The organism is Methylobacterium sp. CM6241 (genome assembly GCF_054817845.1).
In genome coordinates this window covers 3,277,486-3,298,742 of the sequence record NZ_CM139246.1, presented here as the reverse complement: position 1 = coordinate 3,298,742, position 21,257 = coordinate 3,277,486, and the positions used below count along the sequence as shown (strand labels likewise).

General features: G+C 69.2%; 27 protein-coding genes. 8 read left to right on the top strand and 19 right to left on the bottom strand.

The annotated features are described in order from the left end of the window. Positions 1-172 precede the first annotated feature (172 nt). The 3 genes from ACYQR9_RS15425 to ACYQR9_RS15415 form a co-directional block, all read right to left on the bottom strand. On the bottom strand, positions 173-2,761 hold the full coding sequence (locus ACYQR9_RS15425) for a hypothetical protein (RefSeq protein WP_461227132.1): 2,589 nt from the start codon (positions 2,759-2,761) through the stop codon (positions 173-175). Further along, positions 2,758-4,233, bottom strand: a complete 1,476-nt coding sequence (locus ACYQR9_RS15420; protein ID WP_461227130.1) for a hypothetical protein — start codon at positions 4,231-4,233, stop codon at positions 2,758-2,760. The genes ACYQR9_RS15425 and ACYQR9_RS15420 overlap by 4 nt, the downstream gene beginning before the upstream one ends. A 391-nt stretch (positions 4,234-4,624) precedes the next feature. Then, positions 4,625-5,053: a hypothetical protein gene (locus ACYQR9_RS15415; protein WP_461227128.1), complete on the bottom strand. Its 429-nt coding sequence runs from the start codon at positions 5,051-5,053 to the stop codon at positions 4,625-4,627. Positions 5,054-5,268: 215 nt separating this feature from the next. Here ACYQR9_RS15415 and ACYQR9_RS15410 point away from each other — a divergent pair, with 215 nt between their 5' ends. Next, positions 5,269-7,110, top strand: a complete 1,842-nt coding sequence (locus ACYQR9_RS15410; protein WP_461227126.1) for an Eco57I restriction-modification methylase domain-containing protein — start codon at positions 5,269-5,271, stop codon at positions 7,108-7,110. Positions 7,111-7,330: 220 nt separating this feature from the next. Here the strand turns inward: ACYQR9_RS15410 and ACYQR9_RS15405 are convergent, their stop codons facing one another. Beyond that, a complete protein-coding gene (locus tag ACYQR9_RS15405; protein ID WP_461227124.1) occupies positions 7,331-8,317 on the bottom strand; it encodes a DUF4365 domain-containing protein in 987 nt (328 codons plus the stop codon). Between the two features lie 21 nt (positions 8,318-8,338). Then, the gene (locus ACYQR9_RS15400; RefSeq protein WP_461227122.1) at positions 8,339-9,142 is read right to left on the bottom strand and encodes a hypothetical protein; all 804 of its coding nucleotides are present in this window, start codon (positions 9,140-9,142) and stop codon (positions 8,339-8,341) included. A gap of 424 nt (positions 9,143-9,566) precedes the next feature. Between ACYQR9_RS15400 and ACYQR9_RS15395 the strand changes: the two genes are divergently transcribed. The 6 genes from ACYQR9_RS15395 to ACYQR9_RS15370 all read left to right on the top strand — a co-directional run bounded on the left by ACYQR9_RS15395 (position 9,567) and on the right by ACYQR9_RS15370 (position 13,258). Further along, a complete protein-coding gene (locus ACYQR9_RS15395) occupies positions 9,567-10,079 on the top strand; it encodes a hypothetical protein (RefSeq protein ID WP_461227120.1) in 513 nt (170 codons plus the stop codon). 135 nt (positions 10,080-10,214) lie between these two features. Further along, positions 10,215-11,834, top strand: coding sequence for an AAA family ATPase (locus ACYQR9_RS15390; protein ID WP_461227118.1), 1,620 nt, complete (start codon positions 10,215-10,217; stop codon positions 11,832-11,834). 16 nt (positions 11,835-11,850) lie between these two features. Continuing rightward, positions 11,851-12,087 carry a hypothetical protein gene (locus ACYQR9_RS15385; protein WP_461227116.1) on the top strand — a complete coding sequence of 79 codons (237 nt, stop codon included), beginning with the start codon at positions 11,851-11,853 and terminating at the stop codon, positions 12,085-12,087. Then, complete coding sequence (locus ACYQR9_RS15380; protein WP_461227114.1) at positions 12,068-12,421, top strand: hypothetical protein; 354 nt, start codon at positions 12,068-12,070, stop codon at positions 12,419-12,421. The genes ACYQR9_RS15385 and ACYQR9_RS15380 overlap by 20 nt, the downstream gene beginning before the upstream one ends. Beyond that, entirely contained in the window at positions 12,406-12,819 is a 414-nt protein-coding gene (locus ACYQR9_RS15375) for a hypothetical protein (RefSeq protein ID WP_461227112.1), read from the top strand. The genes ACYQR9_RS15380 and ACYQR9_RS15375 overlap by 16 nt, the downstream gene beginning before the upstream one ends. 61 nt (positions 12,820-12,880) lie before the next feature. Beyond that, on the top strand, positions 12,881-13,258 hold the full coding sequence (locus tag ACYQR9_RS15370) for a DUF6634 family protein (RefSeq protein ID WP_461227110.1): 378 nt from the start codon (positions 12,881-12,883) through the stop codon (positions 13,256-13,258). On the opposite strand, the gene ACYQR9_RS15365 is transcribed toward ACYQR9_RS15370, so the two are convergent. From ACYQR9_RS15365 to ACYQR9_RS15310, 12 genes are all read right to left on the bottom strand, one after another. Continuing rightward, complete coding sequence (locus ACYQR9_RS15365) at positions 13,255-14,031, bottom strand: hypothetical protein (RefSeq protein ID WP_461227108.1); 777 nt, start codon at positions 14,029-14,031, stop codon at positions 13,255-13,257. The genes ACYQR9_RS15370 and ACYQR9_RS15365 overlap by 4 nt on opposite strands. Beyond that, positions 14,031-14,393, bottom strand: coding sequence for a hypothetical protein (locus tag ACYQR9_RS15360; RefSeq protein ID WP_461227106.1), 363 nt, complete (start codon positions 14,391-14,393; stop codon positions 14,031-14,033). Before ACYQR9_RS15360 ends, ACYQR9_RS15365 begins: the two co-directional genes overlap by 1 nt. Further along, positions 14,393-14,593, bottom strand: coding sequence for a hypothetical protein (locus tag ACYQR9_RS15355; RefSeq protein WP_461227104.1), 201 nt, complete (start codon positions 14,591-14,593; stop codon positions 14,393-14,395). The genes ACYQR9_RS15360 and ACYQR9_RS15355 overlap by 1 nt, the downstream gene beginning before the upstream one ends. 190 nt (positions 14,594-14,783) lie before the next feature. Beyond that, positions 14,784-15,005, bottom strand: a complete 222-nt coding sequence (locus ACYQR9_RS15350; RefSeq protein WP_461227103.1) for a hypothetical protein — start codon at positions 15,003-15,005, stop codon at positions 14,784-14,786. Then, on the bottom strand, positions 14,992-15,195 hold the full coding sequence (locus ACYQR9_RS15345; RefSeq protein WP_461227101.1) for a hypothetical protein: 204 nt from the start codon (positions 15,193-15,195) through the stop codon (positions 14,992-14,994). Before ACYQR9_RS15345 ends, ACYQR9_RS15350 begins: the two co-directional genes overlap by 14 nt. Positions 15,196-15,331: 136 nt before the next feature. Then, positions 15,332-15,589 (bottom strand): hypothetical protein, encoded by a 258-nt coding sequence (locus ACYQR9_RS15340; protein WP_461227099.1) that lies wholly within the window; start codon positions 15,587-15,589, stop codon positions 15,332-15,334. Continuing rightward, positions 15,586-15,957 carry a hypothetical protein gene (locus ACYQR9_RS15335; protein ID WP_461227097.1) on the bottom strand — a complete coding sequence of 124 codons (372 nt, stop codon included), beginning with the start codon at positions 15,955-15,957 and terminating at the stop codon, positions 15,586-15,588. The genes ACYQR9_RS15340 and ACYQR9_RS15335 overlap by 4 nt, the downstream gene beginning before the upstream one ends. Next, positions 15,950-16,459, bottom strand: coding sequence for a hypothetical protein (locus tag ACYQR9_RS15330; protein WP_461227095.1), 510 nt, complete (start codon positions 16,457-16,459; stop codon positions 15,950-15,952). The genes ACYQR9_RS15335 and ACYQR9_RS15330 overlap by 8 nt, the downstream gene beginning before the upstream one ends. Positions 16,460-16,532: 73 nt before the next feature. Then, positions 16,533-17,087: a lysozyme gene (locus tag ACYQR9_RS15325; RefSeq protein WP_461227094.1), complete on the bottom strand. Its 555-nt coding sequence runs from the start codon at positions 17,085-17,087 to the stop codon at positions 16,533-16,535. Continuing rightward, positions 17,087-17,317 (bottom strand): DUF7940 domain-containing protein, encoded by a 231-nt coding sequence (locus tag ACYQR9_RS15320; protein WP_461227093.1) that lies wholly within the window; start codon positions 17,315-17,317, stop codon positions 17,087-17,089. The genes ACYQR9_RS15325 and ACYQR9_RS15320 overlap by 1 nt, the downstream gene beginning before the upstream one ends. Continuing rightward, positions 17,314-17,661, bottom strand: coding sequence for a hypothetical protein (locus tag ACYQR9_RS15315; protein WP_461227092.1), 348 nt, complete (start codon positions 17,659-17,661; stop codon positions 17,314-17,316). Before ACYQR9_RS15315 ends, ACYQR9_RS15320 begins: the two co-directional genes overlap by 4 nt. After that, positions 17,658-18,101 (bottom strand): hypothetical protein, encoded by a 444-nt coding sequence (locus ACYQR9_RS15310; RefSeq protein ID WP_461229816.1) that lies wholly within the window; start codon positions 18,099-18,101, stop codon positions 17,658-17,660. Before ACYQR9_RS15310 ends, ACYQR9_RS15315 begins: the two co-directional genes overlap by 4 nt. 41 nt (positions 18,102-18,142) lie before the next feature. Here ACYQR9_RS15310 and ACYQR9_RS15305 point away from each other — a divergent pair, with 41 nt between their 5' ends. Continuing rightward, on the top strand, positions 18,143-18,370 hold the full coding sequence (locus tag ACYQR9_RS15305) for a hypothetical protein (RefSeq protein WP_461227090.1): 228 nt from the start codon (positions 18,143-18,145) through the stop codon (positions 18,368-18,370). 53 nt (positions 18,371-18,423) lie between these two features. Here ACYQR9_RS15305 and ACYQR9_RS15300 read toward each other — a convergent pair whose 3' ends face one another. Both ACYQR9_RS15300 and ACYQR9_RS15295 read right to left on the bottom strand, forming a co-directional pair. After that, a complete protein-coding gene (locus ACYQR9_RS15300; protein ID WP_461227088.1) occupies positions 18,424-18,675 on the bottom strand; it encodes a hypothetical protein in 252 nt (83 codons plus the stop codon). Positions 18,676-19,006: 331 nt separating this feature from the next. Beyond that, complete coding sequence (locus ACYQR9_RS15295; RefSeq protein ID WP_461227087.1) at positions 19,007-20,983, bottom strand: hypothetical protein; 1,977 nt, start codon at positions 20,981-20,983, stop codon at positions 19,007-19,009. Positions 20,984-21,257 lie beyond the last annotated feature (274 nt).

The window sequence follows — 21,257 nt, the reverse complement described above, 5'->3', positions numbered from 1 at the left end:
CCGCCACGCTTAGGAGCCGGGGCCAGTGGGGATCGCGGTTGCCGCCCGGTTTCCGGGATCAGTCGCATTCTACCCGTTAACCCTGGGGGGGGGGGCGAGCCGAACCGCCTAGTGGAGGAAATCTGACGCTTGGTACCCTCTGGCCGCGTCCGAATTCGACCCAACCCGGAAGTTAGGCTTGCCCGCTCCGAAGGTCCGATCTTGCGGCCACCGCGGCTTCCGAGAGCTTGCCGACCTCGTCGGCGACCATCGGAGGCAGCGTGAGCACGCCAGCCTGCAGGACGTCGCGGATGGGCACGAGAAAGTTCGTCCGGTAGGGCTTCGGCGTCTGTTGCCCCAAGAATTGGACGTGGACCTTCGATTTCGCACCGCGGGTGGCGGGAGCCGTCGGGAAGCCTAGGCGGCCGTGTACCCACACCAAGGTTGAGGGCTCCACTCGCTCGGAGCTTGTGGCGGAGCGGAGTTCGGCATCGGGACATGCCCCTATCGCGTCCGACAACAGGCGCAACGCCTCACCCGCCCTGACCGTGCCGAGCCAAGCGCGGGTGGCGGCGAGGCGGTCGTTGGGGGGCAGAAGTCTCGACGCCCACCGGTCGAGCTCGGCCAGCACGGACTCGGCCGACCCGCCGCCGAAGAGCGATGGATGCGCTTGGTGGAACACCGCGGCCGAGAGACGGAACCAGAGCGCGTCGGCATCCTCGGCCGCCCACTCTGTCGCGCTCCAGAGGGCGAGGGCGGCCGACAGCCGCGGAGAGCATAGCGCCGCCATGAACGCGTCCCTGTCCGGGGCCGCGATGGAGCCAATTCGAGTGGTGAGCGTTCCAGGGGCATCGCCGCCCCCGAAGAATAGGGTGCTCCACAGGCCTCGGGTGGCGCGTCGATAGTCGCTCGGCTCCAAAAGCCCGGTGGCGAGCCCTTTGACGAGGAGGACGGCCGCCATGGCTAGGTCGGCCCCGAGCAATGCAGGCGTCCGCGTCTCCACGAAGGCCGGCGCTCGCAGCGCCTGCTCCATCGCGGACAGGGCGCGTCGCAGCCGAACGCCCTCGCGCTCGTCTGGCGCGGGGGGGCGTTGACCGAGTAATTGCTGCTCTGCGGCTTCGGCATCCGGCTCTTCGCCGTCGGCGTCGCCCAAGTCTGAAGGCGCTGCGGGAGGATCGCCGGCTGCCCCGCCGACCGCGAACAGCGCCTCGACGATGGAGAGAAGGTCGGCGGCAGCTGTCTCGGCGTGATCGCTGGCAGCCCGCGCCGAAGGGCGCCCGAATTCCTCCGAGAAGGCGTCCAGGGGATCGTAAGGCTGGGCGGCGCCCCTGCGCGGCGGCGCCCGCTCGAAGTGCCGCCGGGCGGCTTGCGGATCGCAGACGTAGTCCCTGAACAGCTCGAGCACGTCGCGGAACGTGCGGCTCGGCAGCCAAGCCGCATCGCCCTCGTCACGAAGGCGCTGGATAACGCGCCGGAGCGTCGCAGGAGCCGAGAGGCTCGCCTCGTCGTCGACCCATGCCTCGGCGCTGACAAGTGTCGTTCCGTCCGGCGCGAGGGCCTCGATCGATACCGTCCTCGGCCTTAAAGGGACATCGAAGGCCACGACGCCGGCCGCGGGGTCAAGCTCGGTCGCGCGCTGGGCCGATCCGGACAGCACGACCCGGACGCGATCAACCCCCATAGGGCCGCGATAGGCGATCCGCAGCCGGCCGGCCTCGAACCGTGCAGCGAGTATCCGGAGCGGCGCATCGGCCGGGATATCCCAGCCCTCTGAAGGAGGCGACTCCGGCAGCGGCGGGGGAACATCGCTCCGCACTAGCCCGGCGAACAGCGCTTCCGCGACTTCATGCCTGACCGCCTCGACCGCCATCAGCTCGGCGTTGCCCCATGAGCCCTCGGCGAGGAGCGCGGCCTGCGAGCAGTTGGCGCTGCCGACGGCCAGGACCGTCCGAGCGTCGCCCCGCAAGGCCAAGACTTTGGCGTGGATGAAGCTGGGGCGCCGGTCCTGCTCGCAATCTATGGATTTCAGGGTGACGGTCGCGGGCAACTCCTCCGCCGCGGCGCGCGATAGGCCGGCCCTGCCAGGCTGGATCCAGCATGTTACCGGCGCCGCGAATCTTCGCGCGACGGCTGCAAGGGCGGCCCCGCGATCGTCGTGATAGGGAGCGAGCACCTCGACCGCACGCACCGGCTCGTGGACATGGGCCGCTATCTGCTCAAGGAGGTTACTCGCCGCGGGCGAGCCGACGAGACCCGCCGGCGCCGGCAGCTCCGCGGCCCAGGCCTGTTCGCGGTCGAACACCGCCCCTAGCCAGTCGCTGAGCGGTTCCGAAAGCGGCAGCCGCGGAAGCAGGGAGGTTACGTAGTCGCGCAGCGCAGCGATAAGCGACGCGCCCTCGCCATCCGTCGCGGCGAACGCCCACGCCTCGTGATTGGCGGACATCCCCCCATGAGTGAGGTTCCCGCTGCCCACCGCCAGCGACGCCCCGGCCCGACCGGAGAGCAAGAGCGCCTTCGGGTGGAAGCGCCTCGCACTCCCGAGGTCGACGGGCACGACGCGGTACCGGTCGCCGAGGCCGTCGAGCAGGCCGGATTGGGCGGCGAACGCCTGGGATGCGCAGGCCGCGTCGGCGAACACGACGAGCCGCGGATCGCCCGCTCGGCGGAGCATTGGCGCCATTACGGATTGCAAGAAGAGGAAGTCGATATTGTGGGTCAGGACCAAGGCGTGCAGCGCGTCGGGAACCTTGCCGGTCAGCCAACCCAGGACGTTCCGCCTCACGATACGGCCCCGAGGCCGGGTACGCCTGCGTCCTGGAGCATTTTGATCGCGTTCCACAGCCGCGTGCCGCTCCGGCCGGGGCTCGTCGGCCTCCTCGTCGCCAGCAGTTTCGGCCCTTCGGGGAAGAAGCGGAGTGAGCACTTCTGGCGGCCGCCCATCTTCCGGAAGGTCGTCGCGAGATGTGCTTCGATCGCGACCGCGGCCAACGACTTTAGCGTCTCGGCGAAGGGACGTATGTCTGCGGCGGCGACGCACGCGAGCGCGCGCTCGCCGACGGCCTGCCGGTCGGCGAAGCGCCCCGTGGCCCGAAGGTCCGCGCTTTGGGCAGCCAGCGCGGCGACGAGCGCGAAGGCGGCGAGGGCCCGCGCGTGCGGGCGGAGCGATCCGAGGTCGCTTGGGATGGCTTCGCCGAGCCACAGTTCCGGCGGGACACTTCCCCGTGCGTCGACGCCGGACATGGCGCCTGCCTCGCCGGCCCTCGGCCAGGCGACCACGAGTCGAGCGGGCAGATCCGCCTCCGCCAGCCACGCGGCGATCAGCTCCGAGACAGTAGCCTCTCCTTGCGCGTCGACCGCCGCCGACACCGCGCTCAGCATCAGCTCGATCGCGAAATGCAGGCGGCAGCGCCACTCGTACTCAGCCCAAGCGAGGTCAACCAGATCGGCACTCGCGCCGGTCGCGGCACGGCGCCATGCCGCGGCCAGCAGTGCATCCGCGCGTATCGGCCCAGGCCCGCTTCCGGCGCGCAGCCAATCGACGGTCTGCGCGAAGCGGCAGTACGCGTCGGCAACCCGCCCGGGGCCTTCATGAGGGTGCCACGGCTCCAATAATGCGCTCTGTAACGCGGCGCGCTCGTTAGGCGAGGTTGTCAGTGACTTTAGCGAGAAGTGAGCGGCGAGGGCGCGCGCATCCTCCCGTCCGATACCTTCGGCCGATGCGACCGCTCTCCACGCCGTGCCGTTGAGCGCCTTTCGGCGGATCTCCCACACGGCGCTCCCGCGCGTAGTCACGGCGATCGGAACGGCCGAGCCTGCCGGTGGGTTCGTGAGCAGCCCCACGGCGCGGCACGGGCCGAAGTAGGTGCCAAGCATGGCGCCACCCCCTGTCGCCGGGAAGGACACGACCTCGCCGGCTGCGAGCGCCTCCATCTGGCTCTCGAACGTCTGCCTACCGATGGCTCCGGACGCGCCCTCGCCCGCGTCGACTGTCGTGCAGGCCAGCACGAGGAACTCGATACGGCGCAGGAACGCGGCGAAGCGGTCTTGCGAGTAGCTTGCCTCTCCGGCTGCGGACTCGGACGAGAAGAACTCCGCGACCGCCCAAGGCAGGATGGTTATGTATCGCCCTCGCTGCGAGACGGTCGTGATGCCGTTGACAAGCGAGGCCTCCATCTGCTGATCGAGCCCCCTGACCCCGGCGATATCCAAGCCGGCCGTGCTGTCCTCGGCCGCATCGCCCCATGCAACATCCACCGTCGAATTACCCCTCTGGCACTATCAAGCGGGATGCTGCCATGGCAGTGCAGTTGGTGCCATATCCTTGCAGTCTTGGGTACTTTGCCGAGGCGATCGCTGCCAGGTACCATTCAGCGCGCAGCCCCGTTCCGACATCCGTGATCACGCGCGTAGCGGCAACAGGCTACCGGGTGGGCGAATGGTGAGAAAAACAACCGGACACTTCGGCTTACGCCAAAGGCGGCGGGATTTCCGGACCGACCGCATTCTGCCAGACCATGCCGAAAGCAATATGCTCCAGCTAGGCACGGAGATCCGCTGTTGCGTGCAGACCGGACATTCCGGAGCCCACCGCTTGAAGTCCGAAAACCACCCATAGCGAACGATACCAAATGTCGGATATGGTCCACTAGGCTGCCTGGGCCTTCGGGGCGCGCCGCGGCGGCCGGGCCTCGTCCTCGATCATGAGGGCTAGGTGGAAGCGGGCGTACCTCGGGTCGGCCTCGCGCAGGTCGGCGTGCTTGGGCCGCGCGAGTTCGACGAGCCGGCGGGCAGCGTGATGCGCGAGCCAAATCGCGTCCAGCCGCGGACCGGCCAGCCGCTGGACCGCGGCCGCCCAGTTCCGGCCCTTCGCCGCGGCGTGACGCAGCCGGGCGCTGAGCGCCAGGTTGACCATCCAGTCGGGGCTGTCCGTCCGTATCCGGACCTTGCGGCAGAACACGTCGAACCTAGCGATCTGCCGCGCCTGGGCTTTTGCATCCCATGAGAGCGGGATTCGACCGTGAGCGAGTGCCACGCGCCGCATGTCGTCGATGTCGTCCTCGTCCATCACCGGCATAGCCCGCCCTCCGTCGTCGGGGCGAGATCCTGGGCGGTGCGGGTTACCGCCACGCTCAGTTGCCAGGGCCGATGGTAATCGCGGTTGCTGCCCGGTTTCCAGAATTGTTCGCATTCGAGCCATTCGCCCTCATCGCGGGTCGTTGTTGACTGGCCACCCGGCCCCGCACGACGCGCGGCAGATGCGTCACAATTCTTTGGATCCGATCTGGAGCCTTGGCTTACCGATTGACCCGGCGGCCGCAGCATGGCCCCTGTTTGTTCGGGTTAAATTTCTTCAGAGAGAAGGCGCATCATGCCGATCCTGGCCGGAAACGACGACAGATGAACTTCATGTTCCCCGCAACCACCCCGGCGTCCGATCCGAAGGGTCGGTATGCCGCGCTGAGCGCGGACAAGTTGCGTGGTGGGTACTACACGCCGTCGCCGGTGGCCGAATGGCTGTGCGCCTGGGCCATCCGTGACAAGGGCGACACGGTCCTCGAACCGAGTTGCGGGGCCGGGGCCATCGCGACCGCCGCCGCCGCGCGACTGCGGACCCTCAAGGCGAGTGCCACCACCGCGGCTAAGCAGGTGACCGCCGTCGAGCTCGTCGCCGACGAAGCAGCGAAGGCGAGAGACGGCTTGGCAGTGAGCCTCGGCAAGGGCGCGGCCAAGGCGGTCGTGGAGAACGACTTCTTTGCATGGTGGGACGGGTGCCAGGAGCCCGCGTTCCATGCCGTCGTCGGCAACCCCCCGTTCATTCGATACCAGTCGTTCCCCGAGCCGGCACGTGGGCGCGCGATGGCCATGATGGAGCGTCTCGACTTCAAGCCCAACAGGCTCACGAACATTTGGGTGCCGTTCGTCGTCGCCTCCGCCGAGGCCCTTCGTCCCGGCGGACGCCTCGCCATGGTCATCCCGGCCGAACTGCTGCAGGTCACCTATGCCGCGCAATTGCGCAGCTATCTGACCGCCAAATTTCGGCACATCGACATCGTCGCCTGCAACGAGCTCTTCTTCCACGGTGCGGAGCAGGAGGTCGTCCTGCTCATGGCCGACGGCGCCCTCGCGGAACGGTCGCCGACCAACGTGTGCCGGGTTGCCGTCACCGAGGCCGCGACCGTCAAGGACCTGCTCTCGTCCGATCCCATCGACCTCCTGTCCAAGAGCGAGGAGAAGGACGTCCGAGGCGACAAGGAAAAATGGCTCAAGTACTTCCTGTCCGCACAAGAGATCGGCCTGCTGCGGGATCTGCGCGACCACCCGCGCATCGTGAACCTCGGCACCCTGGCCGACGTCGATGTGGGAATCGTCACGGGAGCGAACGCGCACTTCGTCCTGCGACGCAGCGAGGTCGCGTCCAGGAAGCTCAAGAAGCACGTCTGCAAACTGGTGTCGCGGTCGGCGCACCTGCGTGGTGCCAGCCTATCGAAGGACGATTGGGCGGCCCTCGATGCGGATGACGAGCGCGTCCATCTGGTCGACATCCGAGCGGGCTTGGCCGGCCTTCCCCCTGGGAGCGCCGCCGCCGCGTACGTCGCCGTCGGCGAGGCGGCCGACGTCCATCTCGGGTACAAGTGCAGCATTCGGAAGCCGTGGTTCCACGTCCCGAGCCTGTGGTCCCCGGATGCGTTCCTCTTCCGCCAGATCCACGACTTCCCGCGGATGGTCCTGAACGGCGCCGGCGCGACGGCGACCGATACGATCCACCGCGTAAGGTCCAGGACGGTCGATCCGGGTATGCTGGTCGCCGGAACCTTCACCCATCTGTCGGCGGCCTCGGCCGAGATCGAAGGGCGGAGCTACGGTGGGGGCGTCCTTGAGCTTGAACCGACCGAGGCGGAGCGGCTGCTGGTCCCGGATGCCGAGGCCATCGCCGCAGCCCTGCCCTTGGACGAGTGCGACCGCTTGGTGCGTGCCGGCAAGCTGAACGACGTGCTCGTGGAGAATGATCGCCTCGTCCTTCGCGGCGCCATGGGCCTGTCGGCGACGGACTGCGAGACCCTTAAAGGCGCATGGGACCGGATGCGCGGGCGTCGATTTGCTCGCGGACGGGCAGCAAGAGCGAAAGCCTAGAATCTGAACTCAAGCTGCTTCACATTGCAGCTCTGCTCGCGACACCTCTCGGACGTTCGCTGCTCTCCGGGCGCTCGGGGAAGCAGAAGTAAACGAGGCCCCGCTGGCCCGATTCTCGACTGAGATATGTGAGATATCGTTCCCATGAACCGCGGCGCCAAAGGTAGATGGCCGGCGCAACAGATTTGCTCTCGGAACCAAGAAGCAAGGTTGCGCTCCGCTACCAGTGCCGCTCGGGATCATCGCGCCGCCAAAACCGCCATTCGTCTGGATCATGGCGATGCCAAGCAAGCAGCAGCGTAGCGCGCTCCCGGACTTCGTCGCCATAGCGCTCTTCATCCGCGATTTGCCGTAGCACGGATAGCGAGTCTTTCGTCATTCCCCAAAGCGGCATAAGGCTGTAACCGAGACTGGGCCGTTGAAAATCGCACTCCGGCAATAGCGCAAGAGCCTTGGCTATCTCGTCGGCGCCGAACTTTAGCACGGCAGATACTGCACTACGCCTCACATCATTCGGAATATCTCCGGAGTGATAGCCGATGTCGTCGTGCCCGAGCAGCATGGCGAAAGAAATCGGCGTATCAATAGTTAGTTGTTCGAGAGGCCGGTTTCGATAGGCTTCTAACAGGCACTTCCATGCAGGTGCTTTATCTCGGTGCCGGGCTCGAAGTACACGTGCTCCAAGGCCATGTGTTTCTGGGTCTGTATCATTGATCCACTCGCAAAGTGTGTTGAGTGGAATGATCGGCGCCTCACCGAGGAGCGTGGGCACGAGAATGTTCGAAAATTGGACGGCATCAAATCGGTTCCAGGCCGATTTGGCAAATGTGAATGTCGTTCCAGTCTTAGGCGTGGACTGGCGATGATGGCGGGAGGCGGCTTGTAAATCGATCCAGTAAGCAGATGCCTCGCCTGGATCATAGACGACACCAATAGTAAGCAAGTCATGGTTTGCCCAATAATAAATATGAGCAGATTTCGCTGGAATACGACAGTGATCTGTCGTTACATAGCTGTCGCCTGACTTAATTTGGAGCGCGATCTCTCGGGGGCGGACTACCCCGTCCACCACTAATACGATGGTAGCGTCCTGGCCGACATCGTGCTGGAGATTGATCTCCTTAAAAAACGAGCCCGCGCTTTCGACTATGGTGCGCGCATAGTTTACGCCAGCGCGCTCGGTGACGAGATTGCCCCTGGTCTTCATATCGTGTTTTAACCCTAAATCTCAGCCCCCCGGCGGCGGCACCGGGACATCGAGCTCCTCGTCCTCGGCGATCTCCGCCGCCTCCTGCTCCTCCTCCGCCTCATGCGGGGGGAGGTTCTTGTAGCGGTCGAGATAGGCCGGATAGATCCGACGGGGCATCTCCTCGATGCGGAGCGGGCTATCGCGGGGCGGGACGTTCTGGTCGATCAGCCCGGTGTCCGGGTCCCAGACGCACATCGCGATGGCCTCGGCCAGGTGATGCTGATCGAGTTCGTCGTCGCGCGACCCGAGGCGTTCGAGGGTGCGGATAAGCGCGCGTTCCTGGGCCTGCTGCAGGGCCGGACGCGGCAGGGCAACGACGAACGCCACGATGCAGTAGGGAAACCTGGTGTGCACGGTCGACGCCTCGGTCGCGAGGTCGTTGATCATGTTCTGCCAGTTTTTCCGGATGCTGCTGGCCTCGTTCAGGCTCTTGGAATCGTAAACGACGCGCGGCCCATCCGGACGATAGGCGGCGTCATAGTTCTGGGGTCGAATGCCGCCGACGATGCGCGTCTTGCCCTTCTCGACCGAGTTCGGATGTTCCGGTGGCGGGAGCAGGCTGTCGTTGACCGGATCGACCACCGGGATGTCGCCCAGCATCGCCGCAAGCGCATTCGCGAACGCGGTGTCGAATACCATGCCGAAGTCCATGCCCTGCTTCTTGTCGAAGCTATTCACGGCCTTGGCCTTAGGGACACCAGCGGCGGTCGGAGTTCCGACGTCGCTCCGCCAGATCCGGCCCCATTCCAGGAGCGTGGCGACATCGACCTGCAATGGCGGCATCTGTCGGAGGATGCTGGTCTGACGGGGTGCGCGCGGCCTTGGCGGTCGTCTGGCCATCATCGTCCCGGAGCTTGAGTGCAACCTCACGGCCGTATCTGATTCCATCCCGGAGGCCTAGCGGCGTCCCGGCATGGCGCCGGCTTTCCGACCTTAACCAAGGAGGAAAGCCGTCGTTGACGAGATTTCCGGCCAGGGTAGGTTGGGATGACCGCCGCGTTGGCGTTCAGACCACTCAGTCGAAGCGGAGCCGGCATCAACACCGGTGATGTTTCGCCTCCTCGTGAGGGCAAATCCTCGTGGGCGATCCCACCGGTCAGGTGGCCTGAGTTGATTTCCCGGCGCACTCAAGCTGGGGCATACCAAGACGGAACTGGGCTCCCAATCGGGGGCCCTTTTTCGTACCAGCATGCTATCCATGGGCCCCATGCTGATCGTCCTTGACCACATGCTGCCCGACGTCTGGCCCGCACCTGAAGGATGGATCGTCGTCGGACGCGTCGGCTCCCGGGCCCTGGCCTACGACGAGGCGCGGCGGCCGTACCTGATCGGCGACGGCGAGCCCGAGGCCCTCGATCCAGCCGCCGTAAATCCGGCGCTGCTCCCCGCCGTCGACGCCGCCTGCCTGCGCCTCTGGCCGGGCGGCTGGGTCCACGCCCTGCCGGCGGCGCTGGGCCTGAATACCCGCACGACATCGAGGGACCGGATCGCGGCAAAGGGCCTGTCGCCGAACGTCCTGCGCGTCATCGCCTCCGCGTCCAGCCACGACGACGCCGAGGCGATGGGACGGCTCCTCTCCGCGCTGGCCCACTACGCGGACACCGTGTCCGACGGCCCCGGCGAGGGCGACCGGATCGAGGACGCCCTACGCGCGGCCGAGAACGCCGCTGACATGTTGGCCAGCGTCCGCCGGGGGAAAACCTCACGACCAGAAGGATGACCTTCACCGTCCGTTAGGATTGCCCTGCTAGACTTGCAGGCATTCGCCAGACGGCTGCCTCGTGCATCCCCCGTCAGGCTCCTCGCCCAGCGGCTGCCTCTGTGCATCGCCGCCAGGCCAACACGGTGACTTCCGATGACCAACGACCGTTCGCGGGCGGCTGCGGCCGCCGTCACGCTCGACGCCTGCCTGAGTGGGCTCTGTCCACCCCCCTCCCGACACGACTCGCCGTTCCGGCTGCTCCACCTGCTCCTTGCGGTCCGCTGCCCGCGGGACCAGCCGCGCCGGCGTGACGTGACGCGCTTCGGCGACGATGACCGGGTCCTCGCCCTATGGCAGGCTGCGTACGCAACGGCCGAGGACGTCCGCGACAAGGGGTGGACCGACCCGTACCGGGCGCACACCGCCCGGGTCCGCCTCGTTTGCCTCCTGGAGACGTCGGAGCGCTTGCTGCAGGAGCTCGAGGAGCGCCTGGACCTCGACGCGTCCGAAGTCGAGGACGTGCTGGTCTTCCGGGAGGAAGTCGAGCAACTCGCGGGCGCGGCCGCGGGCTGCCTCGCCGAGTGCGGGGACCAGGCGGGCCACGACTACTGTCGGGAGCGCGCCGCCTGGCAGTGCGAGCACGGCCTGGAAGGGCACCGATTCGCCAGCGCCCTGGTCGGCCTCTCGGGCGGGTTGCGGTGCTCGTGGCGGCCCGGAAGTCCTGGCCTCGGGACGTTGGCTGCCGCGCTGCAGAGCGGGGACGCGACGGTGCATGATGCTGCCCGTGCGGCCGCGCCGGAGACGCATTCCGAGGCCACGGACGACGACCGGGCGGGGCTCCATCGGCTGCCGCCCAGCGTTGACCCGGAGCCGAAGCCCTCGCCGCTGACGCTCGTCGTGTGCCCGCGGCTCGATCACCTCCCCAAGCCCGGCACGCACGCCCGCGACCGAGGCGAGAGCCCGCGTGCCCTATGCGACAGCGTTTCCGAGGTCGCGCTGCCGCTGTCCCCGACGCCCGATCCTGTCGCGTTCGCGGCAGGGCTGCGGGCGGCCTATCCCTGGGCGAGCGAAGTGATCGAGCGGTACGCCACGGACCTCGCAGGCGCGACGTACGCAGCGTTCCGCCCACGTGTCCTCGTAGGCGGCGCCGGCTGCGGGAAGACCTCGTTCGCCCTGGCGCTGCTCCGGGCGGCGGGCCTGCCCGAGACGCTCTTTTCGGCGTCTGGAATGATGGATGGGGGATCCTGGGCAGGCACCAGCCGGCAATGGGGAACATGGCGACTGTCCGTGCCCGCCCAGGCCATCCTTCGGGCGCGCTGCGCCAGTGTCGGTATCGTCGTCGACGAGGTCGAGAAGGCCGGACCATCCCGCCGGTGGGGCCGCCTCGACGAGACGCTCCTGCCGTTCCTGGAGCGGGGGACGACGGCGAGGGCGATCTTCGACCCGGCCGTCGAGGCGCCCTTGGACTTGAGCGGCGTGTCCTACGTGATCACCGCCAACGACACCGCCGGCCTGTCGGGGCCGCTGCTCGACCGGGCGCCGGTCGTCCATTGGCCGCTGCCGCGGCGGGAAGACCTGCCCGTCGTGGCGGCCGCCATCCTCGACGGTATCCGGCGCGAGCAGGGCCTCGACGAACGCTGGGTCCCGGCCCTGGACGGCAGCGAAATGGACGCCCTCTCGGCCTGGCGTGGTGGATCGCTGCGGCCCCTCCGCCGCATGGTCGAAGTCGTCGTGGCGTCTCGCGACGGGTTCGCCCGCCGCCAGCCGAACTGAAGGGGAGTCGGTTGAGATGGGCGCCCTTTCCGAAGTCCGGGACCGGCTGCGGCTCGCCCAGGCTTGGGGCGAGCCGTCGCGCCTCTTCCTCGTCGCCGCCGAGCTCCATGTCGGGCGCCTCGAAGACCACGTCGGGGCCGGCCTCATCGGTCCAGACGTCGCCCTGGCCGAGGCCCTCACGGCGGAGGCGGCCGCCCACGGCGTTCACAACCGCGGGTCCGTGGAGGCGCGCCATGACCGGCCATCGCTTTGAAGGCGTCGAGGTCTACTGGCACCGCGGCCTCCATGCCTGGAGCGTCCGCGGTGCCCCGCGCGGCCGGGTCGTCGGGCACGTCCCGGCGCTGGCCCTGGCGGACTGCCGGTTCCTTGCGTCGGACGCGGCGCGCCGCCGGTGCCAGGCCACCGGTCGGCGCGAAGTCCACGCCTTCGTCCGGGGCACACGCTTCGACGGCGCCCGGCCGGCCGGTGCCGTTCGCGTCGGCTACCGGATCGATACGCCGGGTTTCCGGCGGAGCGACACCGGCGGGATCGTCACCGCCGCGACCGCGGCTTGGTTCGAGGAGGATGGCTCATGTTGGTTCGCGTAGTGCTGATCGCCCTGGCCCTGGTGGCCATCCCCGCCGCGGCGCAGGCGTTCCCCTCGGAGGGCGAGCCCTGGCACCTGGAGGTCCGCGCGCCCGGGCCCCCGGGCACGCAGCGATTCGCTCGGGTCGTCGCCGAGCCGGAGGCGGGCAGCGGCTGGTCGGTCACCGTCACGTGCGGGACGGTCAATGCGCGGACCGGGAAGGAGGCCGTGGATCTCCGGGCCCGGGGCCACGCCGCCATCGGGCGCGGGGGGCAGCTAGGCGGGACGTGGACGCCCGTCGGCGGTGGGACCACGGGCGGGTTCTCCGTCGACCGGCCGGACGACAGGTTGCTCGACGTTCCGGTAACGATGGCGGCCCCATGCCCGTCCGGCGGCGGTGACCTGTCGACCGGGGACTGAGTGAGCCCTGGTGCCATGCGCGGCGCCGGCGGAGGATCGAGACAGGACGAGGGAGGCGAGCGTGAGACTGAGGGACCAGACCAACGAGGAGCTCGCCGACGCCGCCGCGCTGCGGGCGCGCCTGGCCGGGGCGTTCGGCGCCGAGGCCGCCGCCGCGCCGTTCTTGGACAAGTGGGAGCTCAAGCGGGCGCCCGTCGGCCACGGCGTGGTCTTGTTCGGCTTGTGCTGGGGGCACCCTCTCCACGGCGACGCGTTCGTCACGACGTCGAACGTTACCGAGCTTGGCGAGGGCTACGCGAGGACGGCGTCGGGCCGGTTGTACGCCCTCGGACGCGAGGACCGAGAACACCGCCGGCGGCGAGTCCTGACCGGGCAACGGGGGCCGTTCCGGATCGAGCAGGCCCCCGAGCCGGACGCGGCGCCGGGAATCCGGCGCTAGGCGTTTTCTGCGACCCTGGGCGGCTTCGCCAGGGACACGGCCTCAGGTGCGGCCTTCGGGGGCTTCGCTAGGGACACGAAGAACCGCGGGTTAGCCATGGTCTCGGCGTAGACCTTCGCCCGCCTCGCGCAGTCGGTCTTCCACCAAGCCTCGAAGCGGGCCAGCCTGGCCTCCTCCTTGGCCGCCGCCGCGGCCTTCTTGGCCGCCGTCACGGCCTTCTTGGCATCGGCCACGGCCATGTTTTTGGCGTGGATTTCCAGTGCACGCTCATGGGCGGCGCTCCTCCTTCCCGCTTGGAGATCGACCAGCGGGCTCGCGAGCTTGGCCTCCCCGATGGCCGTGAGCGCATTGATGGCGAGGGTTAGGAGGTGGTCCCGCGCCTTGCCCATCTCCTCCCTGCCCGGGGCACCCTCGCCATCGCGCCAACGTCGGAACGTCCGTTCGTCGCCTAGACCGAGGCGTTCTCTAGCGTGCACATGCCAGCGGGGTCCGAGGACATCAGAGTACATCCGGTTGAGGTTGGCGTAGCTCGGCTCCAACTCGGGAAGGAGGGCGGCAGGATCGACCGCCTCGGGCTCCACGGGCGGGACAGGCTCGATGCCCTGGTCGGGCGCGGTGGGCTCGTCGGGCGGGCCGTTCCCGCCGATGGCATGGCGTGCCGCCTCGGCCTCGGCCTGCTGGGCGAGGAGGACGTTATCCAGCAGGGGGATCATGTCGGTTTGCCCCGGCAGGTTAAGCCTCGGGCCGAATGTCGGCTTAATGTCCTTGGCCATTAGCCGATCCTCGGAGCAGGGCCGCCGTCTTCGTCGACGTCGGGCGCGAGTTCCGCCGCGGGGCCCAGGACCCGGGAGAGTAGCTCCTGCTCGATCTTGCTCCTGAGCTTGTGCGTGGCGACGGTCTGGCGCCGGAGCTCGTCGACCCGATATGCCATTACAAGGCCCAACGCCTCGGCGACCCAGGCCGGCACGGGGCGGGCATGCGAGATCCACTGATGGACTTGCGACGGCGCTACCGTCCGGCCAACGTAGAGGCTGAGCGTCTCGGCGAACGGCGCGATCCACCGCTCCCCCCAGGCCAGCGCGGCGAAATCCGCCAAGCGCTCGATGCTGATCGACAACCGACTTTCCTTGGCCATCAGCGTGCTCCCCCCAGGGCCCAGGCGTACCGGGTGTCGCCAGAAAAGCGGCGGCGATGGGACGTGGCGGCCCGACGGCCGACGAGGGCCTCGTCGACGAGGCGGGCGCGCGCCTGCCGGCGGACGAAGCGGACGGTGCCGTAGGCGGCGAACAGGCCGAACGTGGCCCCGAGGAAGAAGGAGATGAGGAGGAGAATCATCAGCGGGCTCCATGGTTGATAAATAAACTGTGCCCATCTGATGCGAATTCGTCAACGGATTTGATAAAGAAATACCGCCCATTCACATGCGGCGGATTGCGTAGGCCCGGAACGAGAAGCCCCGGCAGCGCGGGGCTGCCGGGGCGATGGGGAACCTACGGGGAGATCGGTACGCGTTACTCGCGCGGTGTCAGATGCCGGGGAGCAGGCCCTGGCGGGGTGGTGGCGGGTCCTGCCCCTGCCCGAGGGCGGCCGCGGCGAGGATCGCGAACACTGCCAGGTATGCCTCGCCAGCCTGCCCCGCCGGTTTTCCAGCCATCACCTCCCGGGCGGCCGTGACCGCGTCGGCCGAGAACAGCCGCGCCTCCTCGGCCGGCGTCAGGGCCCTGCGGCAGGGATCAGCCTCGGCCATGTTCGGCCTCCGCGGCGTCGAGGGCGACTAGGGCGCGTTCGAGGGCGGCCTGCATGGCGTCGGGGAGCGGCCGGTCGTCCGCAAGGTCGAGGTACCACCGGCGGTGGCGGACGACGTCCCGGGCCGCATCGAGGGCGGCCTGCGTAGCCCCGCGGTCGATCTCCGGACGAGGCGCCATAACGATGGTCACGGACGACCCCTCCGGAGACGAATGATGGCCGCGGCGACGTCGGCGCGGGCCGGGGGCGGGGGCACCGTCTTGACCCGCAGGACCGCCACGACGCGGTCGAGATCGGGTGCCGGTGTCGGGGGCGGCACCCAGCATGTCAGGGCGACCAGGGCGGCGACCGGGGGCACGGCTTCCCTCTGACGAGACCGCGGACGGCCCCGAGGCGGTCGCGGCAATCGGCGTGGGCGTCCCGCAGGTCGACGACGTAGCCGGCGACGTCGCGCTGGGTCCCGCCCTTCCGCCATGTCGGCGCGTCGGCGCAGGTGAGGAGGGATGCGGGGACGGTCGAGCGACCCGCTGTCTCGCAGCCGGCGAGGCAGGCGGCGAGCGCGGCCGCGGCGAGGATGCGGATCACCGGCCGCCCTCCAGGACCTGGCGCAGGACCGGCGCGACGGGGGCGTCTTCGGAGGCCGGCGCGGAGAGGATGGCGTCGCGGGCGGAGCGGGTCGCCTTCGCACGGACCGCTGCTTTTCCAGCAACTCCCTCGACGGCCTTGATGCCCGCCGCTTTTCCGGCGGCGTCGGCCTTGGCCTCGTCGCGCTCCCGGCGGGCGGCGCCGAGTTCAGACTGGAGGGACGCGATGTAGGCGGCGCCGGCCAGGATCACCGCGACCGCGGCGAGCGGCAGGGCGAGGCGCGGCATGTAGACCACGGTCAGCGCGGCCGCGCCGGCGGCGACGATCCCGAGGGGCGTCCAGACGAGGGCGAGGAGCAAGTCAAGCACGGCGGGCGGCCTGGGCGATGGCTGCGTCCATGAGCTCGCGGGCGCGCCAATGGTCCGCCTTGTCGGCCGAGGCCCGGAGCCGGTCCGCCTTGGCTATGTCTTCGGCCAGCGACATCAGCTCGTGCGCGTCCATCCGAGGCTGGGACCTGGAAGCCCTCCAGGACCTCCACATCGACCTGCCCAGCATCCAGGTCGCGTAGGCGAGCACCACGATGGCGGGCAGCTTGAGCAGCAACGCCAACCCAGGCGGGACGCCGGAAGCGTCGACGGCGTACAGCCAGAACATGCTGGCGATGCTCAAGGTGAACGGCTTGTCCGTCGCGATCCGGTTCGCGAACGCCTTCCGGTCGAGGAACATCTCGCAGACCAGGGAGGCGGCGAGGACAAGGAGCACGAGGGCGTAGAGGGTCACGGTGAGGATCTCCGACGGGGACGGGATGGGCGGACGGGCGCCGGCAGGTCCGGGGTGGCCGGCGCCGGGGACTGGGAGGGGCAGGCCCACGCGAATCGAGGCGTCCCCGCGGGGACGAGCGGAAGGCCGATACTGAGGCAGGCGGCGAGCGCGAGGCCCACCGTCAGATGCCCTTCAGGCAGAGGGCCTGCTCGCGCTTCCGGCGGGCGACGAGCCCGGGGACGACCCGGCCGCCGGCGCGGTTGAAGGCGAGGACCGCGTCGCAGGCGCCACGGTGGTCGCCGGCGTTCCAGCGCTTGACCACCGTGCTCTTGCAGAAGGCGCCGGACCCGATGTTGTAGGCCAAGTCCAAAAACGCGACGTAGGGCTCGTCCTTGATCGGCCCCTTGATGCAGCGCTCGACGGAGCCGTCGGCGAACTCGCCCATCGCCTTGACGAGCATGGCGTCGCACTCGGCCTTGGAGAACCGCATGCCGAGCTCGATCCCGCGGGTCTCTCCGAGGCAGACGGTCGGCAGGTCCCGGGCGAGCCGGTCCTTGTAGGCGACGAGCTTCAGGCCCTCGTTCGGGCCCGTGGTGTTGACGGCCATAGCAGCCACGCCGGTGACCGTGCCGGCCGCGGTGATGGCGGCGAGGATCCTGTTCCTGGCCTTGCCGGGGGCCTTGGCCGTGGTCGATTGCCGACGGAGGCCGAAGATCGAGAATTTGGGCAGGGGCATCACTGGTCTCCGGCGAGGGCGGGTTGGGCGACGAGGCGTGCGACGGCGCCCGCCAGCGAGACGCCGGCGAGGCAGAGGGCGAAGGGGACGGGTGCGATGGGCGGGCTGCCCGCGAGGACGCCCATGCCGGCCTCGGCGGCCGAGCATGCGAAGCCGAAGATCGCGAGCCAGAACGACCACGAGTGCTTGGCGACGCGCTTCGGGTGGGCGACGAGCCGGGGGCGCCTCATGCGTGCGGCCTCCGGTTCCGATGGGACCGCTGCGACCTGGGCGGAGGCGCGCCGCCGTCGTCGCCGTCGTCGGGCCGGAACGCCCGGCGAAGGATCTCGCCGTGGTCGTTCAGGGCCCGCGTCAGGTCGGTTCCGGTCCGGACGAGCGTGTAGCCGAGGTCACGGTCGGCGGGATCGAGGGCGATCCGCGGCGACCCCGTGACCGTCTCGGCGGGACGGCGCGATTCCTTGATGCGGGCGACGACGTAGGTCCCCAGGGCGAGGAAGGCGCCGCCGAGCAGGGTGCCGGCGGTCTTCAGGTACTCGGCCGGGAGGGCGGCGACGGAGGAGAGCCAGTCGGTCACGCCGCGGCCCTCCGGACGATGGCGGCCCGGGCGTCGTTTCGGCCCTGGTCCCAGATGGCGCGGAAGGCACAGTAGGCGTCGACCGTGGCGAGGACGCCGTAGGCACCGCAGCCGGTGTTCACGCCGGGGTAGCCATCGTGCCAGAGCAGGGCCGTGACCCAGCCCCAGACGGCGGCGCCGGCCGCGGCGGTGACGAACCGGATCGACGGACTGTGCCTTTTCCACCCGTTGACCCAGAGGCCGAGCATCCGGATGAAGGACACGCCGAGGAGTGCGGCCCCCCATGTGCCCTCGGGGGCGATGGCGGCGAAGGCGTCGAACGTCGGGCGGCTGAACGTCGGGCCCGGCAACAGCAGGGCGACGGCCACGCCGGCCAGGATCAGGGCGCCGACCCATTCGGCCTCGCGCCGCTCGTGGTGACCCTGGAACGGGGCGCCCATCACGACCGGACCTCGGCGTCGTCGAGCTCGGCCACCAGGTCGTGTTCGACTACGCCGGTCAGTCCGCAGCGGGAGCAGGTCACCGTCCGGGAGGCGTAGCCGTCCGCCTCGAACTCGGAACCGCAGGTGGCGGGATCGGCGCAGCGCGCCTGGCGTCAGCGACGGCGGTGGCGCCGGTGACGTCGAAGGCCGTGGTGATGTCGGGGGCGGTCTCGGGGGGCACGGGAGGCACGGGGGCGGTCTCGGGGACCGCGACGCGGTCGGGATGACCCGAGGGTGCGGTCGCGCCCGTGACCAGTTCCAGGCCACGCCAGGGAGGCCCTTAGGCCCCGCGCATGACGACGGTGACGACCCTCGATCCGGCCAGCACCAGCCCCACCTTCCCGACGACGACGCCCTTCGCCCCCCAGCGCGGCCCCGGGTAGCCGTAGAACGCCAGCCACCTCCGGATGCCGTCGACGTCGTATCCGAGCCCCATGACGGCATCGACGGCATCCACGTCGTCGAGCCCTTCCAACGCCGGCTCCAGGCCCATGACGCGGTCGGCGAAGCGGCGGATGGCGTGGAGCGTCACGCGCGCCCGGTAGCCACCGGACCGATCATGGGTGACGCCGGCTGGCGCCGGGGACGGGTGAGCCGGCGGGGCGGACAGGGCGACGAGGGAAGGGGCAGCAGCGGGTACGAGGACCTCCGGGTGTGGAGGAACGGTGCTCGCGTCGGACCGATTTGGGCAGGCCGCAGGGGCGAGGTCGTGCCCGTCGCGGTCCCGGATCGGGGAAACCAGAAACGACGACGCCCTCACGCCGGGTTGCGGCGGAGGGCGCGTCTCAACTGTGGTGCAGTTGGCCCGGGTCAGGACATGTGAAGTCTACTGGGGAGGCATGCCCGGCACAAGGTGAAACGGCCTACAGGCCCGGCGAAACCTTGCCTGAGCGAGGGAGGGCGTGCGGGTCGTGGCCGAAAGCCTGGAGCGCGCGGGCACGGGGCTCCAGGAACAACGGCGGCCCTGTAACGACTCTGCCGTCGGGTTCCACGACGCGCCAGCACTTCCCCTTGGGAACGTCGAACGCGGACCGGGGACGGGGGGCTGGAGGAGGGGCGAGCGTAGGGGGCATGACGATGTCCGACACGACGTTGGGGAGACGAGACGGCGACTTGGCCAACGGGACGCGGGGGGCTGTAGAGCCGACACCACGGAGCCCGGCAGGACGAGGGCCAGGGACCGGCACGGAGGCGGCTTCTACTAGCACGGGGAAGAACATCGCGAGGAAGGCGGGGAGAGCCACCCCGGGCTCCGCAGGAAGAGCCACCCGAGGCTCCGCCAGGAAGGCTCCCACGGGCTCCGCAGCAGGGACCCCGGGCTCCGCAAGAAGGACCACCCGGGGCTCCGCCAGGGAGGCTCCCACGGGCTCCGCAGCAGGGGTCCCGGGCTCCGCAGGAAGAGCCACCCGGGGCTCCGCCAGGAAGGCTCCCACGGGCTCCGCAGCAGGGACCCCGGGCTCCGCAGGAAGGACCACCCGGGGCTCCGCCAGGAAGGCTCCCACGGGCTCCGCCCGGAAGGAAACCCACGGCTCCGCCGAATGGGGGGCATTATGTAGGCGAGGCTGAACCGAAGCCTTTGAAGAACCTTGAGAAAGCCTGACGCGGGTACGGTCCATCACCTCCGTCATGATGCCCTCCACGACGTCCTTCCTTCCAGCCTGGCACAGGAAGCTGTCGTGGACCGGAAGCACGGGGGTGGTGGCCTTGGCGCACCGGTCCATCACCTCGCCGGCCATCTCGGAATCGATCCTCATCAGCCTGATGCCCGCGTCGGTCGAGAACAGGTTCCGGATCGGCTCGTGCCGTTCCTCGATCCGGTCCAGCACCGCCGCGGTCCCGGCCCAGTCAAGCCGGCGCGGCCATGCCGGCCTGCCGTCGCGACCGGCCTCGTAGCGCTTCTGCAGGAGCGACCGGATCGTGGCCGTGCGGTCCTTGGCGTTCAGGGCGGTGTTGACCGCGCCCTTGATCTGGTTCCGGCTGACGCCGTTCACCTTGACGTCGTAGGCGTCGCCGTCGAGGCGGAGGCCGCACATGGCGTAGGCCAGGTCGAGGTGGATGCAGTGGTAATCCGGCTCCTCGACCGTCTCGCCGTTGATGAGGAGCTCGGCCCGCCGGATTTTCGGCAGGCTGGACCACGCGCCGTACATCCGGCCGTGCAGATCGAAGCGGCCGCGCGAGAACATTTGCACGGCCAGCGGGGTCTCGATGGCGAGGGCGACGGCCCAGTGCCCGCTCGCCGACATGACGTGCCAGTGATGGTCCGAGAACCGCCACGCGCCGGACGCGGCCGCCTTCGGGTCGACGGTGACGCCGATTCCAGCGAGGAACTCGTTGCGCCTCTCCATTGTCCTGACGATGCGGCGGACCTTTTCCGTGTCCGGGAGCGGCAGCGGGTCTCCGTCGTCGTCGCGCAGGAGAACAGGCACGCGCGGGGTACGGTGCTCGATGGGCTCACCCCGCATCCGCGCGACCAGGCCCTCGGTGGCCCAGATCGCCGACTGCATCCGGTCGCACTCGCGCTCGGCGAGATGGGCGCCGGGCTTGGCGCGGTGCTGATGGAACAGGCCGGCCTTGGTCATGGCGTCGGCAAACCCGACTACCCTGCTGCGCCCGAGCGGCGTGCAGGGGAAGCGGCGCAGGGCCCACCAGTCGCCAGACCGGGAGATCGAGATGCGTCGACCGGCGCCGTCGGCCTCCACGATGGCCTGCCCCACCATGGCGCATGTGACCGCCAGATCGTCGCGTGTCCGGCCCAGCGGCACGCCTAGAGCCCGCACCGCATCCTCGGATGCATGATGCATGTAGCTGAGAGGCGCATCGTCGCCTCGAATGAAGAGCATGGGGATGTTCCTGACCCAGAACTGCCGCTCAGCCGAGGCACCACACCCGACGCGACGGACAATTCTTGATCGCGGAACCGCCTTCCACCAGAGGGGCTTAGCCGCCCCTGGCCGCCCCCGCCTGCTGCAGGTGCCAGACTCTAGGGCACGGCATCCAGCCCCATCGATTTCGGCGATTGAGCCGTGGGATCGCCACGACCTCCGCGAACCGAGGGTGATTTCCCATCGGCTCTCGAAAAGCCCTGGAAGGCACGTCCCTGTGCCTCATGCGGGC

What these genes read in the sequence shown, in the direction of transcription:
- ACYQR9_RS15360 (WP_461227106.1), bottom strand. Translation starts at nt 14,393, where the DNA reads ATGGCCAAGGAAAGTCGGTTGTCGATCAGCATCGAGCGCTTGGCGGAT.
- ACYQR9_RS15385 (WP_461227116.1), top strand. Translation starts at nt 11,851, where the DNA reads ATGGGCGCCCTTTCCGAAGTCCGGGACCGGCTGCGGCTCGCCCAGGCT.
- ACYQR9_RS15380 (WP_461227114.1), top strand. Translation starts at nt 12,068, where the DNA reads ATGACCGGCCATCGCTTTGAAGGCGTCGAGGTCTACTGGCACCGCGGC.
- ACYQR9_RS15355 (WP_461227104.1), bottom strand. Translation starts at nt 14,593, where the DNA reads ATGATTCTCCTCCTCATCTCCTTCTTCCTCGGGGCCACGTTCGGCCTG.
- ACYQR9_RS15295 (WP_461227087.1), bottom strand. Translation starts at nt 20,983, where the DNA reads ATGCTCTTCATTCGAGGCGACGATGCGCCTCTCAGCTACATGCATCAT.
- ACYQR9_RS15320 (WP_461227093.1), bottom strand. Translation starts at nt 17,317, where the DNA reads ATGAGGCGCCCCCGGCTCGTCGCCCACCCGAAGCGCGTCGCCAAGCAC.
- ACYQR9_RS15310 (WP_461229816.1), bottom strand. Translation starts at nt 18,101, where the DNA reads ATGGGCGCCCCGTTCCAGGGTCACCACGAGCGGCGCGAGGCCGAATGG.
- ACYQR9_RS15350 (WP_461227103.1), bottom strand. Translation starts at nt 15,005, where the DNA reads ATGGCCGAGGCTGATCCCTGCCGCAGGGCCCTGACGCCGGCCGAGGAG.
- ACYQR9_RS15325 (WP_461227094.1), bottom strand. Translation starts at nt 17,087, where the DNA reads ATGCCCCTGCCCAAATTCTCGATCTTCGGCCTCCGTCGGCAATCGACC.
- ACYQR9_RS15365 (WP_461227108.1), bottom strand. Translation starts at nt 14,031, where the DNA reads ATGGCCAAGGACATTAAGCCGACATTCGGCCCGAGGCTTAACCTGCCG.
- ACYQR9_RS15390 (WP_461227118.1), top strand. Translation starts at nt 10,215, where the DNA reads ATGACCAACGACCGTTCGCGGGCGGCTGCGGCCGCCGTCACGCTCGAC.
- ACYQR9_RS15400 (WP_461227122.1), bottom strand. Translation starts at nt 9,142, where the DNA reads ATGCCGCCATTGCAGGTCGATGTCGCCACGCTCCTGGAATGGGGCCGG.
- ACYQR9_RS15415 (WP_461227128.1), bottom strand. Translation starts at nt 5,053, where the DNA reads ATGCCGGTGATGGACGAGGACGACATCGACGACATGCGGCGCGTGGCA.
- ACYQR9_RS15405 (WP_461227124.1), bottom strand. Translation starts at nt 8,317, where the DNA reads ATGAAGACCAGGGGCAATCTCGTCACCGAGCGCGCTGGCGTAAACTAT.
- ACYQR9_RS15395 (WP_461227120.1), top strand. Translation starts at nt 9,567, where the DNA reads ATGCTGATCGTCCTTGACCACATGCTGCCCGACGTCTGGCCCGCACCT.
- ACYQR9_RS15375 (WP_461227112.1), top strand. Translation starts at nt 12,406, where the DNA reads ATGTTGGTTCGCGTAGTGCTGATCGCCCTGGCCCTGGTGGCCATCCCC.